Source organism: Verrucosispora sp. FIM060022, from assembly GCF_003977705.1.
In the GTDB taxonomy this organism is placed as follows: Bacteria; Actinomycetota; Actinomycetes; order Mycobacteriales; family Micromonosporaceae; genus Micromonospora; species Micromonospora gifhornensis.
On record NZ_RQIV01000014.1, the window covers coordinates 59,881 to 83,975 of the forward strand.

Genomic DNA, 24,095 nt, shown 5'->3' on the forward strand with positions numbered 1-24,095 from the left:
ATGCTCTGCCGGACCGGGACACCTGGGTTGCCGGGCACGCCGATCGCCGCTTCGGCGACGACGTCAGCCATGCTCACGCGAATCGCGGACGCCCTGCAGTACTTGTGGCGTGATGATCAGGCGGCGCCACGCGCGCTGACCGGCCGGCGGCGCAGGTTCGGGTTCAGCAGGGCCGGGGGCAGGTAGGCCTGGTCGAGCCGGGTGACATCGGTGCCGGGCGTGACGATCTCGTCGATCCGGTCGAGGATCTCGTCGGTGAGCGTGACGTCGACGCCCGCGAGGAGGTCGTCGAGGTGCTCCATCGTGCGCGGGCCCAGGATCGCGCTGGTCACGCCGGGGTGCGCGATGGCGAATGCCATGGCGAGGTGGGTCAACGGCATGCCTGCCTCGTCGGCGAGCGGGATGAGTTGTTCGACGACGTCGATCCGGCGCTCGTCGGTGAGGTGCGTGGAGAGGCGGGCACGACGCAGATCGTTCTGTTCGCCCCTGCGGACCCGACCGGTGAGCATTCCCTGCCCGAGCGGGCCCCACACCAGCGTGCCCATCCCGTAGCGCTGCGCCGCCGGCAACACCTCGCTCTCGATGCTGCGGTTGAGGATCGAGTACGGCGGCTGCTCGGTGTGGAAACGTTCCAGCCCGCGTCGCTCGGCGACCCACTGGGCCTCGATGATGTCGGAGGCGGGCATCGTGGATGACCCGATCGCCCGGACCTTGCCGCTGCGGATCAGGTCGGAGAGCGCGGAAAGCGTCTCCTCGATGTCGGTGTCGGGGTCCGGACGATGGATCTGGTAGAGGTCGATGTAGTCGGTCTGCAGGCGGCGCAGCGAGCCCTCGACCGCGTTCATGATCCAGCGGCGGGAGGCGCCTCGCTGGTTGGGGTCGGCGGCCGCGCCCGGCGTCCGGGGCAGCGCGTTCAGCCGGGGAAAGCCCACCTTGGTCGCGAGGATGACGCTGTCCCGGCGCCCCTTGAGGGCCCTGCCCACGATCTCCTCCGAGTCGCCGTAGGCATCGGCGGTGTCGACAACGTTGATCCCCGCGTCCAGCGCCTTGTGAATGACCTTGATCGAGTCGTCAGGGTCGGGGTTCCCGATCACCGTGGCGAACATCAGCGTGCCGAGCGCGTACGGGCTGACCTTCATGCCGGTCCGGCCCAGGGTGCGGTACAACATGAGCGTCTCCTTGCGGTATCGTGGCTATCCGGAAACCCTTTCCGGAAACAACTATACGGAAAAGCTTTCCGGATAAACAAGGGAGGCGCAGCGGTGTCCGACAACACAGCAGAATCAACTGCTCGCGAACGCGCTCCGCGCCGGATGCGCACCGACGCGCGCCGCAACGTCGAGTCCCTGCTCGAAGCAGCGAAGACAGTCTTCAGCACCGCCGGCGTCGACGCCCCCGCCAAAGAGATCACCGATCTGGCCGGCGTCGGCGTCGGCACGCTCTACCGGCACTTCCCGCAGCGCTCGGACCTGATCAAAGCCGTCATCGAGCGCGAGATCGACGCCTGCGCCGACGCGGCCCCGGCACTGGCCGCCGCGCACGAGCCGGGGGTCGCCCTCGCGAGGTGGCTCGACCGGTTCACCGCGTTCGTCGCCACCAAACGCGGATTCGCCGCAGCCCTGCACTCCGGTGATCCGGCGTTCGACGGCCTGCCCGGATATCTCATGCAGAAGCTGGGGCCGGCCCTCGAGTCCTTGCTCGACGCCGCGACAGCCAGCGGCGAGGTCCAGGCCCGGATCAGTGCCCAGGACCTGCTGTACGCCGTAGCGAAACTGTGTGCGCCCATGCCGAACGAGGAACCCGACTACGGTCGGCGCATGGTCGCGCTCCTCGTCGACGGACTACGGTCCGGCGAATCCCCACACTGACATCTTCACCTCGGTGGGCGACGCGTGCAGCGCCGAGCTAGACGCCGGCGTCTGCGAGACGGCACCCCACTGGCACCTCGTCCAACGGGCGTCGTGAACGCTCTGTCGGCTGGAACCGGGTATCAGCGGGGCGGTGGTCGATGGCGCGACCCGCTTCATGTGAGCATGGTGGGCGCAGGCCAGCCGTTGCGATAGGCGGTGTTCACGTGGTCAAGGCGCGACCCGCAGCGGGTGGCGGGCGGTGGGTGGAGATCTCACCGGAGCGCATTCGTGGTTGGCTCGACGGCTTTTACGGTCGCCACGACGGCGCCACCGAGCAGGGCCTGGTGCTGACTGGCGCGAGCAACGGTGACACCGCCACGCTGTATCCGCCGCCGGGGCTTGCCGACGTGAAGGATGTCGACACGCTGCTGGCCCGCATCATCAGACCACCCCGGATCGCCGTACTGCTGGCCCGTAAGGGCGCGGTTGCCGCCGGTGTCGTGGACGGTACGACCATCACCGTCTCCAAGGTCGAGCGCTTCTATGTGCAGGGTCGCACCGCGGCCGGCGGATCCTCGCAGCAGCGCTACGCGCGTCGCCGCGCCAACCAGGCCCAGGCCGCCACGTCGCGGGCTGCGGACATCGCCGCGCGAATCATGCTGCCTCATGTGCCCGGTGTTGTCGCCGACCCGCACGATGCCATCAGTGCCCTGGTCTGTGGCGGTGACCGGTTGATGATCGACGAGGTGCTGACGGACCGGCGTCTGGGGCCACTGGCACTGCTGCGTCATCCACACCTGCTCGAATCCGCCGAGCCCCGTCTGGCTGTCCTGGAGGATGCGGCGGTTGCGGCCAGACGGATCCGCATCCATTTGATGCCGTGACCACGATCAGGTCCAGCAGGGTGGCGACGACCCGGCCGGGATGAGGCGCGACGGCCCCACAGTGCCGGGACCTGCGCGCGATGTCCCCGTAACCCGCCCGCTTCGCCAGAAGCGCCCGTCTATGCCTGGTGGACCGTAACGACGTCCACTTCGTTGCCTTCCAGATCGATGAGGCTTCGACGAGGAGCGTTCTCGGTGGCGATCCATCCTCCAGCGGCTACAGCCCCGTCGATGCGGGCTTGGACCTGGTCGTCCGGACAAGAAGCACCACCGTCGCCGGTTGACACCGTGAAGCCCACCAGGCGCCCAGCTCAGCTTCGTGCCGGAACTCGAGCAGGAGCGCGGCGGTGGTGGCGGCCAGGACGGCCGCCACCACCGTACGGGTGATCGGCGGGCATGGGCGGTGGCCCCGTAGATCAGGTTCTGATCAGAAGGGGGGCGCGTCCTCGCCCATCAACGCCAGCACGACGCCGCCCTTCCCGCGCTTGAGGTTCTGGATCACGACCTTGCCGGTGCTGCCGTCGGGCAGCTCCAACGTAAAGGTCTTCCCGACCGCGTTCTTGGGGCCGTTGCCGGCGCTGTTGGCGGGTCGGAAGTCGCCTGCCCACGGCGGGGTCCCACCCTTGCGGGCGGGTTCGGCGAAGAGTGCGGCGGTGCCGGGGGTCCTGGTGCCGTCCGAGGAGACAAGCACTGAGGCGCTGCGATAGGTAGCCATTACGCCAAGGCTATCCCGGACTGCGTTCATTTCACGGCACCACAACGGAGTCGTGGCGCGCAACGGCCAGGGGGAGCGACCTTGATCTGCTCTCGCCCCTCGGGTTGACGGTGCGGTGGTCGCAGCCCGAGCTGGGGCCCGGTCGCCGCACCTGCAGCTTCGACGGGTGCACGGGCCGCCAGCTCGATTGACTTCAACAAAGCTTGAGGTTGCATGCTTTCGGCGTCCCGCTGTGGCGAACGATGGGAGCAGTTGTATGCGGGTGGTTCACGCGATGCGTTTCGGGGGTCCCGAGGTCCTGGTTCCGGGTGAGATGCCGGATCCGGTGGCCGGGCCGGGCCGGGTGGTGGTCGAGGTGGCGGTGGCGGGCATGACGTTCGTCGAGACGCAGATTCGGCGTGGCGCCGACAGGTGGCACGAACGGCCGCGGTTGCCGTATGTGCCGGGCGGTCTGGTGGCCGGGCTGGTGAGTGCGGTCGGGGCGCAGGTGGATCCGGCTTGGTTGGGGCGGCGTGTTGTCGCCAGTACGGGAGAAACCGGTGGGTTCGCCGAGCGGGCGGTGGCGATGGTCGGGGACCTTTTCCCGGTGCCGGACGGCCTGGGCCTGCCAGAGGCCACCGCCCTGTACAGCGACGGCAGCACAGCCCAGGGCCTGGCCGAACACGCCACACCGGGTCCCGGTGACTGGGTTCTGGTCGAGGCGGCGGCGGGTGGGGTGGGCAGCATGCTGGTGCAACTCGCCCGCGCTGCAGGCGCACAGGTCGTCGGAGCCGCTCGCGGATCGCGGAAACTCGATCTGGTCCGGGACCTTGGTGCCGATGCGGTGGTCGACTACTCCGAACCGGGCTGGACCACCCGGGTGCGTGAGGCGACCGGTGGCGCGGGACCGGATGTGGTGTTCGACGGTGTCGGCGGCGAGATCGGGCGGGCCGCGTTCGATGTGACGGCCCGCGGCGGCCGTTTCTCGGTGCACGGCGCCGCCAGTGGTGAGGTCACAGTCATCGACCCTGTGAAGGCACGCCACAAGGGCGTGACGGTGATCGGCATTGAACAGCTCTTTGGCTTCGTACCGCATCTGCGGCGATGGGCAGCGCGGATGATGTCGCAGGCGGCAGAGGGAGTCGTCCGGCCGATCATCGGGCAGACCTTTCCGTTGGAGCGTGCCGCTGAAGCACACGCCGCAGTCGAAAACCGCACCGCGGTGGGAAAGACCCTGCTGCTGATCTGAGACATTGCACCCGGGAGTCGCTGGCCCGGCCACCTCAACCGTTACTGAGAATCGGCCACTGTCCGCCACACAGCCAGGACTCGACCAGACGGCCCTCCACGGACTCATCGCCCGCGTGCGCGACCTCGGCGCCGCCCTCATCTCGGTCCCGACCGGACGAGACGCACGCCGGTCGCGAGCAGCCAGACGAGCCAGGCGGCGAACCCTAGGAGCCCAACGAAGATCAGCTCCGAGCCGTCGGCGATTGCGAGGCTGCCGAGCCCCGCGGCGAGCAGCAGGCTCCCGCCTACCAGGCCCAGCAGGCGCTGCCAAGGCGGAGTCAGCCCGCTCGCGTGCGCGGCGAGGGCCGCGCCGATGAAGGTGGTGCCGAGCGTCGGCAGCGCCAGCGCGAACGCCGCCGCGTGAACATGCCAGACGAGCTCGAACGCGGGTGTCGGCTCGGCGAGCCCGTCGGCGGAGAGCACGAGCCCGATCTGCAGGACGTTGACAAGCACGAAGATGGCCGACAGCGTCGCGCCGGCGGCCACGGCGAGGCGCGACCAGTCGGCGCCCGCTTCGCCTTGCCGCTGCACGAGGCCGTGCAGGCCCGTCACGAACACGAGCAGCAGCGGCAGGTTCAGGGCCACCTGACTGGACGCGATCGCGACCGGATCGCGGTTGGCTGCGTAGTAGGCCAGTACTTCCTCGATCGGAGCGCCGAAGGTCGGCGCGCCCGTTCCCGCCAGCACCGCGTTCTCTATTGCCACCGACACCGCGAACGCGATCGCCGCGGTGCCGACGAGGCGGCCTCGACCGAACCGGCTGCGGGCTGGCGTGGTGGCGGTGTTCTGCGGTGATCTCATCTTCTCCGCCCTTCGTTTCGGTCGGTTGGCGGGTTGTCGAGCAGGTTCGGGGTGTTCGTTCGGATGGTCGTCGGTTCTTCCTTCGACAGGAGCGGTCGGTGCGGGGGAGTGGCGGCAGGTTTGGGCGTGCATACGCACGGGTGGGGTCGTTCTTGTCGCCCGGTTGTCAGATGGTGACGACGACCTTCCCTCGGGTGTGGCCGGCCCCGACGTAGCGGAGGGCGTCGGCTGCTTCGTCGAGGGGGTAGGTGCGGTCGATGACCGGCGTGACCTGCCCGGTCGCGAGCAGGTCGGCCAGGGTGAGCAGGTCCTGGCGCTTCTCGACCGACACGAGGGGCTTCAGCCGCTGACGGGTGAACCCGGACAGCACGCGCGCTTTGACGATCCGACCGAGGGGGCCGAGCCAGCGACCGCCGCGTCCGCTGATGGGGATGAGGGTGCCGGTGGGCGTCAGCGCTCGGCGGACAGCCGCCAAGGGCTGGGTTGCCACGTTGTCGAGGATGATGTCGTAGCGCTTCTCGGTGCGGGTGAAGTCGGTCGTCGTGTAGTCAACGACGTGGTCGGCGCCGAGCGACCGGACCAGATCGAGGTTGGGGGTGCTGCACACACCCGTCACCTCGGCACCGAACGCCTTGGCGATCTGTACGGCGAAGGAGCCCACGCCGCCCGACGCGCCCGTGACCAGCACCGTCTGGCCCGGTTGAACGTTCGCGATGTCGCGCAATGCCTGCAACGCCGTCATGGCCGAGGTGGGGACCGCTGCCGCGTCCACGATCGACAGGTTGGCGGGCACGGACACGAGGTTGTCCGCCGGGACGCGGGCGTACTCCGCGAGTGTTCCGGCGGTGCTCCAGCCGAACACCTCGTCGCCGGGGCGCAGAGCGGTGACATCCTTCCCGACCGCTGCCACCACGCCGGCGAGGTCCCTGCCAGGGATGCCGTGGCGCGGCCGGCGGAGCCCGAACGCCAGGCGCAGCACGTACGGCTCACCGGTCATGACGAAGTAGTCGCCGGGATGTACTGAGGCCGCGCCGACCTGGACGAGCACATCGCCTCGACCGGGCAGCGGTAGCCCGACGGTGGACGACGTGAGCAGTGAGGGTGGGCCGTAGCGGTGCCGGACGGCGGCCCGCATCGTCGCCGCCCCGGCCGCACGGGCCCCTGGCGCCAGGCGTGCCGGGTCGTTCGATCGCTGTTCGGTTCCCATCGGAGCCTCCTCGTGTCCCGGCTGCGACTCCCGCCGTCTCGTACACTGTACGTCGTACGCTGTACTATGGGCGTACGCTGTACGATTGTCAAGCCGTTCGAGGGAGCGAGGAGACCTGTGTCTGCAAGGGAACAACGTCAGGGCGCGTCAGACGCGGGGCTGAGCAAGCAACGGGTGGTGCTCGAGGCGATCCGGCTCGCCGACCGCGAGGGGGTCGACGGGCTGAGCATGCGCCGGCTGGCTGGCGCGCTCGGCGCGGGCGCGATGTCGCTCTACCACTACGTGGCGAACAAGGACGAGTTGCTGGACGCCATGATCGACGTCGTGTTCGAGGAGATCGAGCTCCCGCCCGAAGGGACCGACTGGCAGTCAGCGATGCGACGGCGGGCGCTGTCCGCCCGACAGGTTCTCGCCCGTCACCCGTGGGCGATCGGCCTGATGGAGTCGCGGGCGTCGCCCGGGCCCGCGAACCTCCGCCACCGCGAAGCGGTCACCGCCTGCCTGCGCAGGGCCGGCTTCCCGGTTCTGATGGCGACGCACGCCAACTGGTTGCTCGACAGCTATGTCTACGGTTTCGCCCTGCAGGAAGCCAGCCTGCCGTTCGACACCGCCGATGAGCTCGCGGACATGACCGAGGACGTCTTCCTGCCCCAGCTTCCTCCTGACGAGTTCCCCTACCTCAACGAGTCCGCCGCGGCACTCGTCGCTGCCGGCTACGACCCGGCAGAGGAGTTCATCTTCGGCCTCGACCTCATCCTGGCCGCCCTCGATCCCCTGAGAGCCTCCGCATAGCAACGCTCACGGACCGTCGCGCGGCCCTCTGCACCGATCCATCACCTCGGAACGAACCCCACCCGCGACGGCGTCGCCGCCTGGGCCAACGGCCGCACGTCCGGCCGACGCCCTCGCCTTGCCCAACTCGGCGCGACTGACCAGGCACGCGTCGCCTTCCGCGCCGGTGCCAGCATCGCCGCTCTGGCCCGCGAACACGGCGTCAAACGTGGCGCGATCCGCACCGCGGCCATGCTCGACACCGACGGCACGCCCTCCGCCGACCGCACGGCACACCGGATCCACGATGGCCGGTCGACCGCCGCAGCAACCCGCGCACCGGGCCAATAGGCGCCCTGACAACCGGCCGGCCACGCTCCGACAGCCTTTTCACGGCTACTGTGCGGCCGTCGTTGGCACGATGCGGCGTATCGCTGCGATTTGGTGGCCCGACTACCACTGGCCCTGCGGATCGCCGCCGAACGCGCTTCCCGCTACCCCCAACACACCCTCGGCGAACTGATTCAAGACCTCCGCGACGAATCTGGCCTGTGGGAACCACTCGCCACCGGCGACGACGAATCCAGCAGAGTCCGCAGCGTGTTCGCCTGGTCCTACCAGGCGCTACCCGCCGACGCCGCCAGCCTGTTCCGTCTGCTCGGCCTGCGCTCCTGCGCGGACTTCTGCACCAATGCCGCGGAACGCCAGCCGCCAGACCGAGAAGCCTCACCAGCCCGTCGTCGCCGGACTCCAAGCGGCGAGATGCAGCGCCCAGACGTGGTTGATGCAGATAGGTGGCGTTGGTCAGGTACGGCAGGACCCCGGGCCGCCGTGGGGCCGGTGTCCGCGCTCGGCCGCGAGGAACTGGCGGGCTTCGTCGGCGGTGAGGGGTTCGGGGAGGCCACGGCCGGATCGGTGAATTCGGCGTCGGTGCCGGAGGCGGGGATCTCGCGCACGTCGAGCTGTTCGCCCCAGGTGAGTTCGCGTTCGCCGACCGCGTCCGACTCGACCGTGACGCGGACCCGAGTGGCGGCGGGGGCTGGCTGGTGCCGGCCTGCGTGCTGGCGGTAACGGCACCAGGCGGTCCGCCCACCCCTGCCCAGACAGCTAGGATCACGCAATGATCAGCGTCATCACGCCTGTTCTGCCGGCTCACGTTGACATGCTCGCCCAGGCCCACGAATCCCTGCTCTCGCAGGACAGCGGCCCGGACTGGGAGTGGCTGATTCAGATCGACGGCACCCCAGACGGGCCGGTCGACGAGACTTTCCCGGCGGCGGCCACCGACGGCCGGATCCGGATTGCCGCCAACGGGGAGAGACTCGGCATCAGCGCGACGCGTAACCGGGCCCTGCTGCGCTCCACCGGGCGCTGGGTGGCGCCGCTCGACGCCGACGACGAGTTCTTCCCGAACACGCTCGCGCTGCTCTCCGAGCCGCTGCTTGCCCGCCCGGAGGTGTCGTTCGTCTTTGGTGAGAGCGTCGACGTCTTCCCGGACGGCAAGCGGCTGGCCCGCTTCACCCGCCGACCGTACGAGCCGGGGCCGGTGCCACCCGGGCGCCTGGAGGACATCTGGCGGCACCACAAGAACCTTTTCTTCCACCCGGGCGCGGTGATGTTCGACCGGACCTGGCTGCTCGCCGCCGGTGGCTGGCCGGCCGGTACGGAGATGGAAGACCAGGATGTCCTGCTGGCCATCTCGACGTTCGCGTCGGGGTGGTACGTGCCGCACCCGGTCCACCTCTACCGGCAGCACCGTGACCAGACTGTGCGGACCGCCCGGTTCGAGTCCAACCGGGAGAGCTACCGCCGGTGGAGTCACACCCGACTGGTCGCGCTGCGCACGCTGCGCGGCGACGATCCCGACGAATTGCGGATGCTGGAGACGCCCTTGCCCTCGCCCGAGGAGATCAGCACGTTCACCACGGCCGAATGGCAGGCCGAGATCGCAGGTCAGGTCACCGCCGGATGAGCTCACTGGCCACCTGCGAACTACGGGTCACCCGGAACGATCAGGAACTGAGGCTGGTCACCGGCGCCCGGGCCGAGATCGAACGACGCAACCGCACGCTCCTCGACACAGACAACTTCCGACACGAGGTACTCGGGGCCGGCTGGATCAGCGACGGCACCGACCTGGCCGCGATGGTCGCCGCTGGTGCGGACGGCTGGGACCTGGAGATCGGCGAGCCCGGGCCCGCTACCACCGCCGCATTGCGGCTGCTCCTTGCCGACCTGCTGCCGGCCGGGGCGGTGGACGAACTGGCCGCGTTGGCTGACGGGCTGCGCGACGAACCGATGCCCTGGCACACCGAGTGGATCCCGCCGGTCCCGCCGGCCCTGGCCCGCGAGGGCGCCGTCTGGTTCGACGTGCTGGCGCCGTCGGTGAACTGGCGGCAGGACGACACCGCCGCCGATCCGGTGGCGCACTACCGGCACGCCCGAATCATCTGGGCGCCGCGCTGGTGCGTCGTCGTCTGGAGCGGACGGACCGGGGGCGAGGGCTCGAAGTACCGGACGTGGGGGCTGCCGGACCGGCGCCTGGAGGACCAGTCGGCGGGCGGCAGCGGCGCGGAGCGGATGGCCCGCGTCCTGCGCGCGGTGGTGCGGCACATCGAGTGGTCCGTCGACATGGTCGACCTGGAACTGGAGACCTGGGAGAACTACTTCCTGGCGCAGGCGGCGGGCGATGGCGGCCTGTTCGTCGGGCCGGACTTCAACCGCCTGCAGCGCCACCTCGCCTTGCTCGGGCACGGCACCGCGCTCAACCGGGACGCCGTGCGTACCCTGGTCCGCCGGATCGAGATCCAGCCCGGCATCCCGGGCGACGTCCGCGACCTCGTCAGGGAGAAGTGTGAGCGGTTCCTGTCCCAGTCGCAGGCGCAGCGCCGGGCGGTCCGGCAGTCGTTCGACCTCATCGCCAACGCCACCTCTGGCCAGCAGTTCCGGCTGGCCCAGGAACGCGCCGACCGGGACGGCGCCTTCCAGGCCATCGTAGGAATCCTGGCTGCCGTCTTCGTGGCGCCCGCCCTGATCGCCGCGTTCTACGGGGCGAACGTGAAGGGCCTGCCGGGCGCCGACGCGCGGGAAGGGCTCTGGTACATGCTGCTCGGTTCGGTCCTCGCCGGACTGATCAGCGTCTGCCTGATCCTGGTGGTGCGGGCACGGTCCCGCCGTCCCCGGAGCTGAGCGTCCGGTGGCGAGCCGCCGGGCTGGTGGCGCCCAGCCACCGGGACGCCACCTGGGAGGGGATTGGCCGCCTGCGGCCAGCTGCGCACCCGGGAGCCAAAGCCGCGTTGGGTGAGGGTTTGGCCAACTGCGCCACTGTGGAGGTGTCTGCCGGTGGGGCGGTCCGCGGTACGAGAGCCGACTCAGGCTGTCCCGGCAGCGTCCGTACGCGCGTCAAGGTGAACTTGACGCGGTAGGGCGTTGCGGTCTGCTCACCTGCGCGGCTTCTCACACAGCGCTTGGGCACTGCGGCTACGACCCGACGGGAGGCCAGAATTCGTCGTCCTCCTCGTCCGGCGACGAAGGGGCGTACTGGCGTAGAGCGCCCTCGCGAATCATCCAGACGCGGAAGAAGAACTCCTCCTGGTCCATCACGAACAGTTGCACGGCGTTGGGGTTGCGCCAGGCTACGGAGCCGAAGTGCTCCACAACAGCAGTGAGATCGGCGTGGTTCAGCGCACCGGCGAACACCTGACATTCGGGGTTCTTATGTCCGCCCCACTGATTGTCCACACCGGTGATGAGGCGCAGGCTACCGCAGCCGCCCGGCCCCATGCCTGGTTCACGACAACGGCACCGGCTGTCGAGCCAGTCGCTGAACGCCTCCGCGTTGAGGCGGTCCTCCAGGCCCACCGACAGCATCACGTTGGCAACCCAGCTCACCGCATCCTCCGATCCACGCCCGGACCGTACCGCCAGGACCATTCGCTGACGCCGACGCCACCCGGCACAGACACAGGCGATGACGTGCTGGGGCAGCATGGCCGTCGGTCCGCTGGGGGGCCGGTGAGACGGTCTGGCTAGCATGCCCCCGTGATCGAGGAGCTGATCCAACAGGTTGCCGCCGAGAACGGCGACGCGATCGAGGAACTGTGCCAGATCGCGGACACCGATCCGGGAAGGCTGACACCACACCTGGGCTCCCTGCTCGATCTGGATGTGCTGTGGCCGGCGAAGTTGTACCGGGCGGCGGACGCCGACGTGGTTCACCGGATCATCGAGCGGATCGATGGTGGCCGGACACCCGAGTGCCTCAACCACCTGCTGGTCATCCTGGCGCACACCGCTCACCCGCTCGCCGAGGACGCCTTGCGCCGCTGGTCGACCGAGCCACCGGGCGGCGCGGACCAGCTGTATGTCCCTGTGCTGACCTACGCGCATGAGGGCGGTTGGACGGTCACACCGGACGGCCACCGGCGGGAGCTGTGCGGCAGCACCGCGTACCAGTGGGTCATGCGCGACACACCGCGCCGCGCGGACGGACCCACCTGTCCGTGGTGCTCGTCGCCGCTGTGGATTGCCGCGGACCTCGACACCACGGAACCTGCCGTCGCTGCGGCGTTGGCACACACCGGCTGGTCCGGTCGGCTGGTGATCGAGACCTGTCACTTCTGTGCCTGCTACACGACGCTGTACAGCCAGGTCACACCGACCGGGTCCACCACCTGGTGGACCGGTAACACCCGCCCCGACTACATCGGCTCCGCCGAGCCGGAGGATCCGCCGGCGCTGGCACCTGTCCCGGGCGCGGCCCGGCCGAGCCCTTACCAGGCGTGTGCTTGGAGTCGCGGGGGCTCGACCCTGGGCGGCTGGCCCGACTGGATCCAGGACGCGGAACACGCCGACTGCCCCGACTGCGGTCAGCCCATGGACTATGTGGGCCTGGTCGGCGGCGCGGACCTCGACGACTACGGCGAGGGCGCCTACTACCTGCACCTGCACCAGCCGTGCGGCTTCGCCGCAGTCAACTACCAGCAGAGCTGACCGCCGTACCCGCTCCGCCCGCAAGCCGCCGGCACCATCCATGCCGCGCGCCGCGGGTGGAGGAAGAATTGGTTGTCTCCCAACGCATTGCCTGCGGCACGCGACTTCAAATGTTGCGTTACTGACTTCCGTCATTAGGCGAATGAGATGGGGGTGGCAATTCAGTTACCCCTCCGGACGCCAGCGGTTATCAGAAGTAACTGCGGGCCTTCGTACGCGATATTCATCTCAACATGGCGCGGTCGGCCGGGGAGGGCCCGCACAGAGCGAAGCCCTGAATGTGCAGGTGTCGAATCGGACTGCTGCCTCCTCTCATCCATGAACCTCTATCCCTCCGGCTGGCCCCCACGCCACCTGCTGTTCTACATACCAGGATTGGGGGCATGCGCGTCGCCGTGGATCTCGACGCCCATATGCTGTCACCGAGACTAGGGCCTACGACGGGTGTGGACGACTGCCGCGTGGGCCCGTCCGATGTCTGTGGCGCGAGGTCGCGTAGGAAGCATGCCTGGAGGGCCATTTGTCGACGCATGAGAAGTTCGAGGCCGTTCTGACCGGTGTGATCCGACGCAACCCCGGCGAGGAGGAGTTCCACCAGGCGGTGCGCGAGGTGCTGGACAGCATCCGTCCCGCACTCGCCCGGCACCCGGAGTACGCCGAGGCGAAGATCATCGAGCGGATCTGCGAACCCGAGCGGCAGGTGATCTTCCGGGTGCCGTGGGAGGACGACCGTGGCGAGGTGCACGTCAACCGCGGTTTCCGGGTGGAGTACAACAGTGCCCTGGGCCCGTACAAGGGTGGCCTGCGGTTCCATCCGTCGGTGTACCTGGGCATCGTGAAGTTCCTCGGCTTCGAGCAGATCTTCAAAAACGCCCTGACCGGTATGCCGATCGGTGGCGGCAAGGGCGGCGCGGACTTCGATCCCAAGGGTCGCTCGGATCGCGAGGTGATGCGCTTCTGCCAGAGCTTCATGACCGAGTTGTACCGGCACATCGGCGAGTACACCGACGTGCCGGCCGGTGACATCGGCGTCGGCGCACGCGAGATCGGTTACCTGTTCGGCCAGTACAAGCGCATCACCAACCGGTACGAGTCCGGGGTGCTGACCGGCAAGGGCCTTGCGTACGGCGGCGCCCAGGTGCGTCGGGAGGCCACCGGGTACGGCAGCGTGTTCTTCGCCGAGGAGATGTTGCGTGCCGCCGGGGACGGGCTCGACGGCAAGCGGGTGGTGGTCTCCGGATCCGGCAACGTGGCGATCTACGCCATCGAGAAGGTCCAGCAGTTCGGCGGCGTGGTGGTGGCGTGCGCGGACTCCTCTGGTTACGTGGTGGATGAGAAGGGCATCGACGTCGAGGTGCTCAAGCAGATCAAGGAGGTGCAGCGCGGGCCGATCAGGGACTACGCCGAGGCTCGACGACACGCGACCTTCGTACCCGGGCGCAGAGTGTGGGAGGTGCCCTGTGAGGTCGCCCTACCCTGTGCCACGCAGAACGAGGTCAGTGGCGCGGACGCCGCAACCCTGGTCGCGAACGGCTGCATCGCGGTGGTGGAGGGCGCGAACATGCCGACGACGCCCGACGGCATCCGGGTCTTCACCGAGGCCGGTGTACGTTTCGCGCCGGGCAAGGCCGCCAACGCCGGCGGCGTGGCCGCCAGCGCCTTGGAGATGCAGCAGAACGCGAGCCGCGACTCATGGACGTTCACCTACTCCGAGCAGCGGCTCCAGCAGATCATGCAGGACATTCACGCCCGCTGCTTCGAGACTGCCGAGGAGTACGGGATGCCCGGCAACTACATGGCCGGGGCGAACATCAACGGCTTCCTCCGGGTCGCCGAAGCCATGCTCGTTCAGGGACTCATCTGACTGTGCGAAAGGCTCCGCAGCCAGGGCCGTAGCCGCCGGCGCAGCGGGGGTGCTGTGTGTGCGGTCGGCGCCTCCTGAGGAAGATCAGTTACCCGTATCCGGTTCTGCCGGTGGACGGCGTGGTGGCGTGTGTGACGAGCAGGCTCAGCGCACTGTTGACAGCCAGCGATGTCTGCGCCACCCGTCCCATGTCGTGAACCTGGCCGCTCGGGTCACCGCCCTGACGTCGCGTACTCGGAGACGATGTCGTCGATGACGCGGTGGGCCTCTGCGACCGCGGCCGGGTCGTCGTGCAGCGCGCCGGCGTACGCGATCAGGGTCTTCCACAGGGCCCAGGCCCGCCCGCGGGCCCAGGTCGCCGCATCGACATCGAGCCCGGCGCGGAAGGCCTCGCGGCTCGGACCGGACAGCAGCGTCCAGGCGATCGCCACATCGCACGCCGGGTCGCCCACCCCGCAGGTGCCGAAGTCGATGACGGCGGCGAGCACCCCGTCTCGGATCAGGAGGTTGTCCGGGGCCACGTCGCCGTGGAACCACACCGGTCGGCCATCCCAGATCGCCGTCAGTGCCGACTGCCAGATCTCGGTGATGATGTCGCGGGGTATCCGGTGGTCCAATGTCTCGACCGCCCGGCGGACCTGCGGGTCGTAGACGTGCAGGGGTCCGCCACGAAACCAGTTGTGCAGTCCGGGCTGCGGCCCCGTGGCCGGATCGATGCGACGTAAAGCGACGAGGAACGCGGCCAGTTCGTTCGCGAACCCGGTCAGGTCGCCGATGCTGTCGAGGCTGGCGGGTGCCCCGTCGATCCACTCGTAGACCGACCAGTCGAAGCGGTACCCGTGGGCGGGGACTCCGCGTGTTACCGGCCTGGGCACCGGCAGCGGCAGTTGCGGCCCGAGCACCGGCAGCCACCGGTGTTCCTTGTCGACCGCCAGGGCGTACTCCTGCGCGGTGGGCAGTCGTACCGACAAACGCTCACCCAACCGGAACGTCTGGTTGTCCCAACCGCGCGGCACAGGCCGAACCGGCAGATCGGCCCACTGCGGGAACTGGCTCGCCACCAGCCGGCGCACCAGCGCTGCGTCAACGAGGCGGCGAACCGGCACGGGAACGGCATCGGGATCGGCGCTCACACCCTCAACCTCGCAAAACGTGCCATCGGTGACAACCGATTTCGCGTTCCTCACGCGCATGGGGAGGAGAAGACCCGGAAGACCGAGGGGCTCCACCGGATTCGGCGTGGCTTCAGCAACGGGAGACCTACGGCTTCTCGATCACCGCCCCGGCGATCATCGCCACTGACCATGTACGACGGGCGTACCCATGTACCCATCGCGGCGTTGTCAGCGCGGGGGCGGACATGGGCCGTCCAGGCGGACTGTGCTGGCAAGAGCCAATGTGTCGTCGGCTACGTCCTCGAACACGGCGCGGCACAGCGTATCGGCGGAGTCAGGCGTGCTGAGCCTAATTCCATGGGTCAGTGGAGGCACATCCAACGCCGCCAGGCGCGGCTCGGGGCGACCGAGGTCCCACGGCGGGGTCAGCGGCGCCGACCTGCGCCACTGGTCGGGTAACTCGCCGTCGCAGCGGCCGCCGATGCTGGCGGACGCCATCAGGTGGCGCAGCCGGTTGATCGTGCCGCTCTGGGGCGGGTCCAGCGTGATGCACGCCGCGTGGGGCTTACCGCCGCCCCAGCTCGGTCGGCGCTTCAACAGCGCCGACCGGGCCGCCGCCACCACCACCAGCGGCAACGGCGCGTTCAGATCGGCCAGTTCCTCGACAGCGTCGAGCAGGTCGTCGCCGGCCAGGTGCAGATCCCGCAGGAGCACCACCAGCGGCTGGGCTCGCGCTGCCTGTTCCAGCAGCAGCTGCCACGCCGCGAGGGTGCCCGGCTGCGTCGAATGTTCCGAGCACAGCAGCGGCAGCAACGCCGACACCACGGACTCTGCCGGACCGTCTGCGCCCAGAATCGTCCGCAACCGATCGCGTATCACCTCCGGTGTGTCTTCCGGTGCGACTGCGCACAGCTCGGTCACCAGTTCGGCCGCCGCGCGCAGCGGATCATCAGAGGCGGTGCGGCCGTCCAGCACCCGGGGCCCGTTCACCAGCCCGGTCAGCCGGTCGAGCAGGTCGTCGGAGTCGCCGAGGACGGTCACCAGGTGTGGGGTGTTGCGCCGCAACGCCCGCTCCAGCAGGCCGTGTATCAGGGCCAGGTCACTGTCACGCTCGGGGTCGTGGCCACCGACACCGCGAATCTCCCATGCCCCTTCTGCGGCCGGCAGGGCGTCGAAACCGTCTCCGATCAGCTCGCGCGTGCGCGGGCAGACCCACACCGTCCCCTCCGGTACGGCCGACAGCATCTGATGGCATCGGTCGACCAGGGCGCCGCTGACAGTCAGTCGGGAGTTCGGCTCGGTCAGCACCAGCGTCTCACCGGTCGCCACCGCGACCTGCATGACGAGGCCGCGTCCCATTCCGTCGGCGAAACAGTCGCGCAGGGTCAGTGCCGCACGCACCGCGCGTTCCTCGTCGCCGCCGCGTGTGGGTGGCCTGCCGAACAACGCGAGTGTCGCAGACCCGATGGACGTGGCCACCGTGCCGCCCAGTTCCTCGATGCCCGAGCGCACCATGCGGGTCGCCGCCGCCAGTTCATAGTCGACGCGGACCGGATCGGTGGCATCGGCGCAGGTGCGCACTCGCACCATGGCCAACGTCAGATGTGCCCGTCGCGGGTCGGAGGGTGCCCGGGGTGCCGGGATCGGCGGTATCGGACGTGGCGGCCGCATCACGGCGACATCGCGGGCGGGCGCCGGGACGGTGGCCGGGTCGAGGGTGAGCGAGGGGTCGTGGGTGAGGATGGCGTGTTGCAGCTTCTGCAGCGCCGGGCCCGGCTCCAGCCCGAGGTCCTCGACCAGGGACGTGCGCAGGCCGCTGTAGACGGCGAGGGCGTCGGCGTGGCGCCCGCAGCGGTAGAGAGCCAGCATCAGTTGACCGCAGGCCCGCTCCCGCAACGGATGCGCCTCGACCATGGCCTTCAACTCACCGAGCACCGACTGGTGCCGTCCGCACGCCAGTTCGGCGTCGAACCAGTCCTGCTGGGTGTCCAGGCGGGCGTTTTCCACCGCTGCCAGTTCCGGCCACGAGATGCCGTTCTCCACCAGGTCGGACAGCGCGGTGCCGCGCCAGGTGGCGAGGGCCTCGCGGAGTATGGCCGCGGCGCGATCCGGCTGGGCCTTCTCGTCGCGGCCACGCTCGGCCAGCTGGTGGAAGCGGAACAGGTCCACGTAGGCCGGATCGACCTGCAGTATGTAGCCCGGCGCCTGGGTGGACAGGCGCAGCATGTCCGTTCCCTTGGTCACCGACAACGCGGCCCGCAGGCTCCACACTGCGTTCTGCAGGACCTTGCGCGCCGACGCGGGCGGGTCCTTGTCCGGCCAGAGCGCACTGAGCAACTGGCTGGTCGGCACCACCTGGTTGGCCTTGAGCAGCAGAAAACCGAGAGTGGCGCGTTGCTTGATACCGCCGAGCCGAATCGGACGGCTGTCTATCAGTACTTCCAGCGGGCCCAGAACTCTGAACATCATCTCCCCCTTATTCGGATGGGGACGGAGCCTGTCCGGCCCCGTCCCCACCACGTCCGGCAGAATGAGCGACGGTGCTCTCCGGCTGTGTCTGTTCTTGTTATCTGGTGCGACGACCCGCCGTAGATGTCAGTTGCGGCTGGTCGCTGCCTCCTCCATCACCGGCTGGTTCGGTCCAGCGTCAGGACCCCGTACCAGCAGGGCGGTCACGACCGCGATCCCGACGGCGGCGACCGCGCCGGCCCAGCCGACCGCGTTCAGCGCGGAGGTGAACGCCTCGCGGGCCGCCGCCACCAGGTCCGCGTTGCCGACCGCGAGCGCCCCGGCCAGGGACTCCGTCGCCTCCGCCGGCGTGCCGCCGGGCAGTTCCGACCGGTACACCGCAGCGCCGAGGCTGCCGAGTACGGCCACACCCAGGGCCAGCCCGAACTCCATGCTGGTCTCCGACATCGCGGCAGCCGATCCTGCCCGCTCGGCCGGGGCCCGGCTCACCACCAGGTCGGTGCCCAGCGCCATCATCGGTCCGATGCCGAGGTAGATCACGACCAGCCCGGCGACCACCAGTGCCATCCCGTTCGGGCCGTCCACGAAGGCCAGCAGCACGTAACCCACCGCCGAGACGACAAGCGACGCCGCCACCAGCAGCCCAGGGGCGACCTTGCGGGCCAGCACCGGCGCGGCGATCGAGGTGACGATCATCGCGACGGCCGACGGGAGGAGCCACAACCCGGCAGCCAGGGGCGACAGACCGGAGACCATCTGCAGGTACTGCGTGGCGAACAGGTAGACCACGCCGACCACGGCCAGGCCCACCAGCAGGGCGAGCAGGGCCCCGACGAACGACGGCCGGGTGAACAGCCGCAGGTCCAGCAGGGGGTCGGCCAGGGTCCGCTGCCGGCGTACGAACAGCACCCCGAACACGACGCTGGCCACCAGCGCGACCAACGCACCCACCTCGATGCCCTCGGTCGCGATCACCTTGAGGCTGTAGATCGCCGGCAGCATCGCGGCCAGCGACAGCGCCACGCTCACCAGGTCGATCCGGCCGGCCTGCGGATCCTTCGCCTCGGGCAGCAGAACCGGCGCGGCCACCAGCAGCACCACCATCACCGGCACGGCCAGCAGGAACACCGAGCCCCACCAGAACAGCTCCAGCAGCGCGCCGCCGATCAGTGGACCTGCCGCCAGACCGGCCGAGAAGCACGCCGCCCACACGCCGATCGCCATGCCCCGCTGGCCCGGGTCCCGGAACATGGTGGTGATCAGCGCCAATGTCGACGGCATCAGGGTGGCGCCGGCCACGCCGAGCAGGGCCCGCGCCGCGATCAGGACGGTGGGGTCGGTGGCGTACGCCGCCAGCACCGACGCCGCCCCGAACGCGAGCGCACCGATCATGAGCAACCGTCGGCGGCCGATGCGGTCGCCGAGGGTGCCCATGGTGATGAGGAAGCCTCCGATCATGAATCCGTAGATGTCGACGATCCACAGCGTCTGCGTCGCGGTCGGCCACAGATCCGTCGTCAGGTGCGGCAACGCGAGGTAGAGCACTGTCGCGTCTACCGACAACAGCAACGTGGGTAGGGCGAGCACTGCCAGGCCGAGCCACTCGCGCACTCCGGCTCGTGGTTGCGTCCTCACCGACACGTCTGGTACCTCCGCTCGTGATGGCGGGTCTGTGTCCGCCGTTCAGGCACTGCTTGTCGGGACTGGGCTACTGGGCTGCGGGTGCGCGCAGCACCTCGAACACGGCGCCGAAGCCGTCGCCCGCGTGCCCGCGCCGGATGGCCTGTTCGGCCCGGGCGTGCAGGAACTCCGGCAGGGTCGGGTCCACGCCCTGCGTACGGCTGGCCTCGACCAGGTGTTCGATGGCCACCGTCTGCATGCCGAGAGTGGAGTCGTTGTCCGGGTAGGCGCCGGTGTCGACCTGGGTTGCCAGGTTCGGCACCTCCGGTGAGATGACGTACTCGAACCAGGCCTGCGCGTAGGGCAGGAAGGCCGCCGCGGGCACCTTCTCCGAGGCGAGCAGTGCCGCCGAGTGCATGAAGCCGGCCCAGGTGGTCCACATCAGGCCGAGCAGGGCCACGTCGTACAGCGACGGCAGCCCCGGCTCCTCCCCGAGGTAGGTGCCCGCGCCGGCGATGGACCGCAGGGTGTCGGCGTGCGCGTCGTACACCTCCTGCGGGCCGCCGTAGAAGATCAGCGTCTCCTCCGAGCCGATCATCGACGGCGTCGCCATGATCGCGCCGTCGATGTACTCCATGCCCTGCTCCTGGGCCCAGGCCGCAGTGGCGCGGGCGTCGCCCGGCGTGCCGGAGGTGAGGTTCACGATCACCCGGTCGGCGGGCGAGTGGCCGGTGGAGTCGATGATCTCGCGCATCGCCCGGTAGTCGAGGACGCAGATCACGATCAGGTTGCCGGCCGACATCGCGTCGGCGACCGTCGCGGCCCGCACCGCTCCCTGGCCGACGAGGTCGTCGGCCTTGTCGGGTGACCTGTTCCAGACCGTCGTCGGATGTCCGGCGGCGAGGAAGGCCCGGGCCAGGGCCGAACCCATCGCGCCGAGGCCGATGACGGTGACTGGTGCGCGGCTGTCCGCAGCCATGTTGAATCCCCTTTTGTTGAACGGGCGTTCCTCGGGCGGGCACGATCGGCCACCCTGCTCTGCGCACAATCTGCCGGTTGGCTCTCCAAGAACTCTCTCGGTCCGCTCTTACGCCGCGGGCCAACTCTCTCCGTAGCAACTCCCATGACTGAGCGTGTGCTTGAGACCCCGTATCGTATGTGTCTATGCGTTTCGGCATTCTGGGGAACCTGGCCGTGTGGCCCGCGGACGACCGCCCGGCACACCTGCCCGGCCACAAGGTCCGGACGCTGCTGGCGGTGCTGTTGGTGCACGAGGGGCGGCCGGTGTCGGCGGACGCGCTGGCCGACGTGCTGTGGGGCGACGAGCCACCCGGCAACCTGATCGGCGCCCTGCACACGACCGTGTGGCAGCTGCGCCGTGCGCTGGAGAAGGCCGAGTCCGGTGCGGGCACTCGGGTGGTGGTGTCCCGCCCCCCGGGCTACCTGCTCGACGTGTCCGACCACGACGTGGATGCCCGCCGGTTCGAATACCGGCTGCGCCGGGCCCGTGCCGCCACCGACACCCGCGACCGCGTGTCGATCCTGGGTGACGCGCTCGCCGAGTGGCGTGGACCGGCGCTTGCCGACTTCACCGATGCCGAGTTCGCCCGCCCGGCCATCGCCCGTCTGGAGGAGCAGCGGCTGACTGCCCTGGAGGACCGGGCGCACGCGATGCTGGAGTTGGGCGAGCACCGCCTCCTGGTCAGCGAACTGGCCGACCTGGTGGTGCGTCACCCGATGCGGGAGCGGCTGCGCGCCGCGCACATGCGGGCCCTGTACGGCAGCGGCCGGCAGAGCGAGGCGCTGGCCGGCTTCGACGAGCTGCGCGAGCTGCTGGCCGAGGAACTCGGAGTGGAGCCGGGCACCGAACTGGTCACGCTGCGGCAGTCGATCCTGGAACGCGACCCGGTGCTGGCGCCGTCGCCCACCCCGATCACCACCACCGCGCGTCCGGTGACCAACCTGCCCGCGCCGGTCAGCGGCCTGATCGGCCGCGACGCCGCGGTGGTGCAGGTACGGGCCCTGCTGGAGGCCAGCCGTCTGGTGACGCTGCACGGCATCGGCGGAGTCGGCAAGACCAGTCTCGCGCTGGCCGCCGCCCGACAGGTCGCCGGTCAGTACCCGGACGGCGTGTGGCTGGTGGAACTGTCCATCGTCGCCGCCGGCCCGGACGAGCCGGACCCGTTCTCCGCCGTCGCCGACCAGGTCGCCATCGCGCTGGGGGTGCGGACGACCGCCCGGGAGGACTGGCTGACCAGTGCCGTACGGGCCAAGCAGATGCTGCTGGTGCTGGACAACTGCGAACACGTGGTGGCTGCCGCAGCCCAGCTGGTGGGGCTGGTGCTGCAGGCCGCCCCGGGGGTACGGGTGCTGGCCACCAGCCAGGAACCGCTGGGCATCGCGGGGGAGCGGTTGTGGACGGTGCCGCCGCTGGCGCTGCCCACCTCGTTGGCGCAGGCCGCCACGTCCAGCGCGGTGCAGCTGTTCGTGGCCCGGGCCACCGACGCGTCGGCCGGGTTCGTGCTGGACGAGAACACCGTCGAGGCGGTGGATGCGATCTGCCGTCGCCTCGACGGCCTGCCGCTGGCCCTGGAACTGGCCGCGACCCGGGTGCGGGCCCTCGGGGTGCACGAACTGGCGGCCCGGCTGGAGGACCGGTTTGCCCTGTTGACCCAGGGTATGCGGGGTGCACCGGCCCGGCATCGGACCCTGCGCGCCGCGCTCGACTGGACCTGGGAGCTGTTGACCGAGCCGGAACGGGTGGTGCTGCGCCGCCTCGCCGTGTTCAGCGGTGGCTGCCCGCTGCAGATGGCCGAGGACGTCTGCGCCGGCGGTGTGGTCGGCCGCGCCGATGTGCTGGACCTGGTCGCCCGACTGGTGGACCGTTCGCTGGTCACCGTGACCGATGTCGCCGGAGTGCGCCGCTACGGCCTGCTGGAATCCGTCGCCGCCTACAGCGCCGAGCGGTTGCGGGAGGCCGGCGAGGAGGCCGACGTCCGGTTGCGGCACGCCCGCTACCACGCGGACCTGGCCGAACGGGTGCTGCCGCACCTGCGCGGACCGAGCCAGCGCCGGTGGCTGGAACGGATGGACGCCGAACGGGCCAACTTCCGGGCAGCACTGGACGCCGGGGCCCGGCTCGGCGCGAACGGTCTGGCCCTGCGCATGGTCAACGCGCTGGCCTGGTACTGGTTCCTGCGGGGCCGGCTGGCCGAGGCCAAGCGGGCATTCACCGTCGCCCTTGACGGCTCACCGACCGACGGCGGCTCCCCGCGCGCCACCGCCCTGGCCTGGCAGGCGGGTTTCGGGCTGCGCGCCGGAGACGCCAGTTACGACCTCGACCGGTTCGACGAACTGGAGAACGAGGTGGCCGATCCCGTGGACCGGGCCATCGTCCGGTGGTTCCTGGGGTTCACCCGGATCGGATTCGGTGGCCAGGACAGCGCCGAGAAGTACCTGGACCGGGCGCTGGGCGAGTTCCGCAACCTCGACTACGCCTGGGGGACCGCGGCGGCGCTGGCCGCGCTGGCCACCCGCAGCATCCTGCGGGGCGATCTCGACGCCACCCGTCAGTACGGCGAGGAGAGCGCGGCCCTGTTCCGCGACCTGGGTGACGGCTGGGGCCGGTTGCAGGCCACCGATGCCCTGGCGTCGCTGTCCGAAGTGCTCGGCCGCTACGACGAGGCGGCCCGCCTGCATCGCGATGGGCTGCGGATCGCTGAGGCCCTCGGACTGTGGAACGAGGCGTCCACCAAGATGTCCGGGCTGGGCCGTATCGCGCTGCTCGGTGGCGACTACCCGCAGGCGCGTGAGCTGCATGAGCGGGCGTTGCGGCTGGCCGCCGAGCAGAGCTACACCTTCGGGCAGCAGTTCGCCGAGGTGGGCCTCGGCCTCGTCGCCCGCCGCGAGGGCCGCCTCGACGCGGCCGAGATGCACCTGCGGCGCTGGCTCGACTGGTGCCGGCAACTCGACGGCGAGTACGGCGTCGCGCTGATCCTGGCCGAACTCGGCTTCGTCGCCGAGCAGCGCGGAGACGCCGAGACCGCGCTGCGCCTGCACCGTGAGGGCAGTGTCGCGGCGTGGGGGACCGGTGACCCGCGGACCATCGCGCTGTCCCTCGAAGGTGTCGCAGGCACCTACTCGCTGCTCGGCGACCACGAACGCGCGGCGCTGCTGTCCGGCGCCGCCCAGGCGGTCCGGGCGGGCGCGGGCGCGCCGTTGCCCCCGGCGGAGCGGGGCGACGTGGACCGGATCACCGCCCGCGGGGTCGCCGCCGTGGGCGATGCCTTCGCCAAGCACGTCGGCGACGGACGGCTGATGGAGTTGAGCGAGGCCCGGCGGCTGGTCTTCGACGACTGACCCACGGCCGCAGCGTTAATCGTCCGGTAATCGGCTGCCCTTCGCGCGCCCATTCGCCGGTCGGTGAACCCGCGATGACCGGACACGACAGGAACTCACGATATACAAGACCTGTCGCTCGCTAAAACCGCGCGGGCCGCAGATCTTCGATATCCGCCGGAACCTTTCCTGATCGGAGA

The 24,095-nt window shown here is 69.9% G+C and carries 18 protein-coding genes and 1 pseudogene; 10 read left to right on the top strand and 9 right to left on the bottom strand.

Going from position 1 to position 24,095, the window contains the following annotated elements; translation table 11 throughout:
• Positions 1-116: 116 nt before the first annotated feature.
• The gene (locus EG812_RS26640) at positions 117-1,169 is read right to left on the bottom strand and encodes an aldo/keto reductase (protein WP_126713195.1); all 1,053 of its coding nucleotides are present in this window, start codon (positions 1,167-1,169) and stop codon (positions 117-119) included.
• 93 nt (positions 1,170-1,262) lie between these two features.
• Here EG812_RS26640 and EG812_RS26645 point away from each other — a divergent pair, with 93 nt between their 5' ends.
• Positions 1,263-1,868: a TetR/AcrR family transcriptional regulator gene (locus EG812_RS26645; RefSeq protein WP_233579656.1), complete on the top strand. Its 606-nt coding sequence runs from the start codon at positions 1,263-1,265 to the stop codon at positions 1,866-1,868.
• Between the two features lie 206 nt (positions 1,869-2,074).
• Positions 2,075-2,734 (top strand): acVLRF1 family peptidyl-tRNA hydrolase, encoded by a 660-nt coding sequence (locus EG812_RS26650; protein WP_126713212.1) that lies wholly within the window; start codon positions 2,075-2,077, stop codon positions 2,732-2,734.
• 427 nt (positions 2,735-3,161) lie between these two features.
• On the opposite strand, the gene EG812_RS26655 is transcribed toward EG812_RS26650, so the two are convergent.
• Positions 3,162-3,449: a hypothetical protein gene (locus tag EG812_RS26655; RefSeq protein WP_232510787.1), complete on the bottom strand. Its 288-nt coding sequence runs from the start codon at positions 3,447-3,449 to the stop codon at positions 3,162-3,164.
• 313 nt (positions 3,450-3,762) lie between these two features.
• Here EG812_RS26655 and EG812_RS26660 point away from each other — a divergent pair, with 313 nt between their 5' ends.
• Positions 3,763-4,677, top strand: coding sequence for a zinc-binding dehydrogenase (locus tag EG812_RS26660; RefSeq protein ID WP_502697216.1), 915 nt, complete (start codon positions 3,763-3,765; stop codon positions 4,675-4,677).
• A gap of 4 nt (positions 4,678-4,681) precedes the next feature.
• Positions 4,682-4,795: pseudogene (locus tag EG812_RS30355) on the top strand (hypothetical protein); the annotation flags it as partial.
• A 19-nt stretch (positions 4,796-4,814) separates the two neighbouring features.
• On the opposite strand, the gene EG812_RS26665 reads toward EG812_RS30355, so the two are convergent.
• Together EG812_RS26665 and EG812_RS26670 are read right to left on the bottom strand one after the other, a co-directional pair.
• Positions 4,815-5,519: a hypothetical protein gene (locus tag EG812_RS26665; RefSeq protein ID WP_013733152.1), complete on the bottom strand. Its 705-nt coding sequence runs from the start codon at positions 5,517-5,519 to the stop codon at positions 4,815-4,817.
• 166 nt (positions 5,520-5,685) lie between these two features.
• Complete coding sequence (locus tag EG812_RS26670) at positions 5,686-6,654, bottom strand: NAD(P)-dependent alcohol dehydrogenase (RefSeq protein ID WP_043723957.1); 969 nt, start codon at positions 6,652-6,654, stop codon at positions 5,686-5,688.
• Between the two features lie 249 nt (positions 6,655-6,903).
• On the opposite strand from EG812_RS26670, the gene EG812_RS26675 reads away from it, so the two are divergent.
• The 3 genes from EG812_RS26675 (at position 6,904) to EG812_RS26690 (ending at position 10,686) form a co-directional block, all read left to right on the top strand.
• Complete coding sequence (locus tag EG812_RS26675) at positions 6,904-7,518, top strand: TetR/AcrR family transcriptional regulator (RefSeq protein ID WP_233579657.1); 615 nt, start codon at positions 6,904-6,906, stop codon at positions 7,516-7,518.
• A 1,099-nt stretch (positions 7,519-8,617) separates the two neighbouring features.
• Positions 8,618-9,469, top strand: coding sequence for a glycosyltransferase family 2 protein (locus EG812_RS26685; protein ID WP_126713197.1), 852 nt, complete (start codon positions 8,618-8,620; stop codon positions 9,467-9,469).
• Positions 9,466-10,686: a CorA family divalent cation transporter gene (locus EG812_RS26690; protein ID WP_126713198.1), complete on the top strand. Its 1,221-nt coding sequence runs from the start codon at positions 9,466-9,468 to the stop codon at positions 10,684-10,686. Before EG812_RS26685 ends, EG812_RS26690 begins: the two co-directional genes overlap by 4 nt.
• Positions 10,687-10,977: 291 nt before the next feature.
• Here EG812_RS26690 and EG812_RS26695 read toward each other — a convergent pair whose 3' ends face one another.
• Entirely contained in the window at positions 10,978-11,388 is a 411-nt protein-coding gene (locus EG812_RS26695; RefSeq protein WP_233579658.1) for a squamosa promoter-binding protein 15, read from the bottom strand.
• A 150-nt stretch (positions 11,389-11,538) separates the two neighbouring features.
• On the opposite strand from EG812_RS26695, the gene EG812_RS26700 reads away from it, so the two are divergent.
• Both EG812_RS26700 and gdhA read left to right on the top strand, forming a co-directional pair.
• Positions 11,539-12,489, top strand: a complete 951-nt coding sequence (locus EG812_RS26700) for a hypothetical protein (RefSeq protein ID WP_126713200.1) — start codon at positions 11,539-11,541, stop codon at positions 12,487-12,489.
• 520 nt (positions 12,490-13,009) lie between these two features.
• Entirely contained in the window at positions 13,010-14,353 is a 1,344-nt protein-coding gene (gdhA, locus tag EG812_RS26705; RefSeq protein ID WP_126713201.1) for an NADP-specific glutamate dehydrogenase, read from the top strand.
• A 212-nt stretch (positions 14,354-14,565) separates the two neighbouring features.
• On the opposite strand, the gene EG812_RS26710 is transcribed toward gdhA, so the two are convergent.
• The 4 genes from EG812_RS26710 to EG812_RS26725 all read right to left on the bottom strand — a co-directional run bounded on the left by EG812_RS26710 (position 14,566) and on the right by EG812_RS26725 (position 20,536).
• Positions 14,566-15,486, bottom strand: a complete 921-nt coding sequence (locus EG812_RS26710; protein WP_126713202.1) for an aminoglycoside phosphotransferase family protein — start codon at positions 15,484-15,486, stop codon at positions 14,566-14,568.
• Between the two features lie 210 nt (positions 15,487-15,696).
• Entirely contained in the window at positions 15,697-17,934 is a 2,238-nt protein-coding gene (locus EG812_RS26715) for an ATP-binding protein (protein WP_158632552.1), read from the bottom strand.
• Between the two features lie 129 nt (positions 17,935-18,063).
• Positions 18,064-19,578, bottom strand: coding sequence for an MFS transporter (locus tag EG812_RS26720; RefSeq protein ID WP_233579659.1), 1,515 nt, complete (start codon positions 19,576-19,578; stop codon positions 18,064-18,066).
• A 67-nt stretch (positions 19,579-19,645) separates the two neighbouring features.
• Entirely contained in the window at positions 19,646-20,536 is an 891-nt protein-coding gene (locus EG812_RS26725) for an NAD(P)-dependent oxidoreductase (protein ID WP_013733165.1), read from the bottom strand.
• A 185-nt stretch (positions 20,537-20,721) separates the two neighbouring features.
• Between EG812_RS26725 and EG812_RS26730 the strand changes: the two genes are divergently transcribed.
• Positions 20,722-23,916, top strand: a complete 3,195-nt coding sequence (locus tag EG812_RS26730) for an AfsR/SARP family transcriptional regulator (protein ID WP_013733166.1) — start codon at positions 20,722-20,724, stop codon at positions 23,914-23,916.
• Positions 23,917-24,095 lie beyond the last annotated feature (179 nt).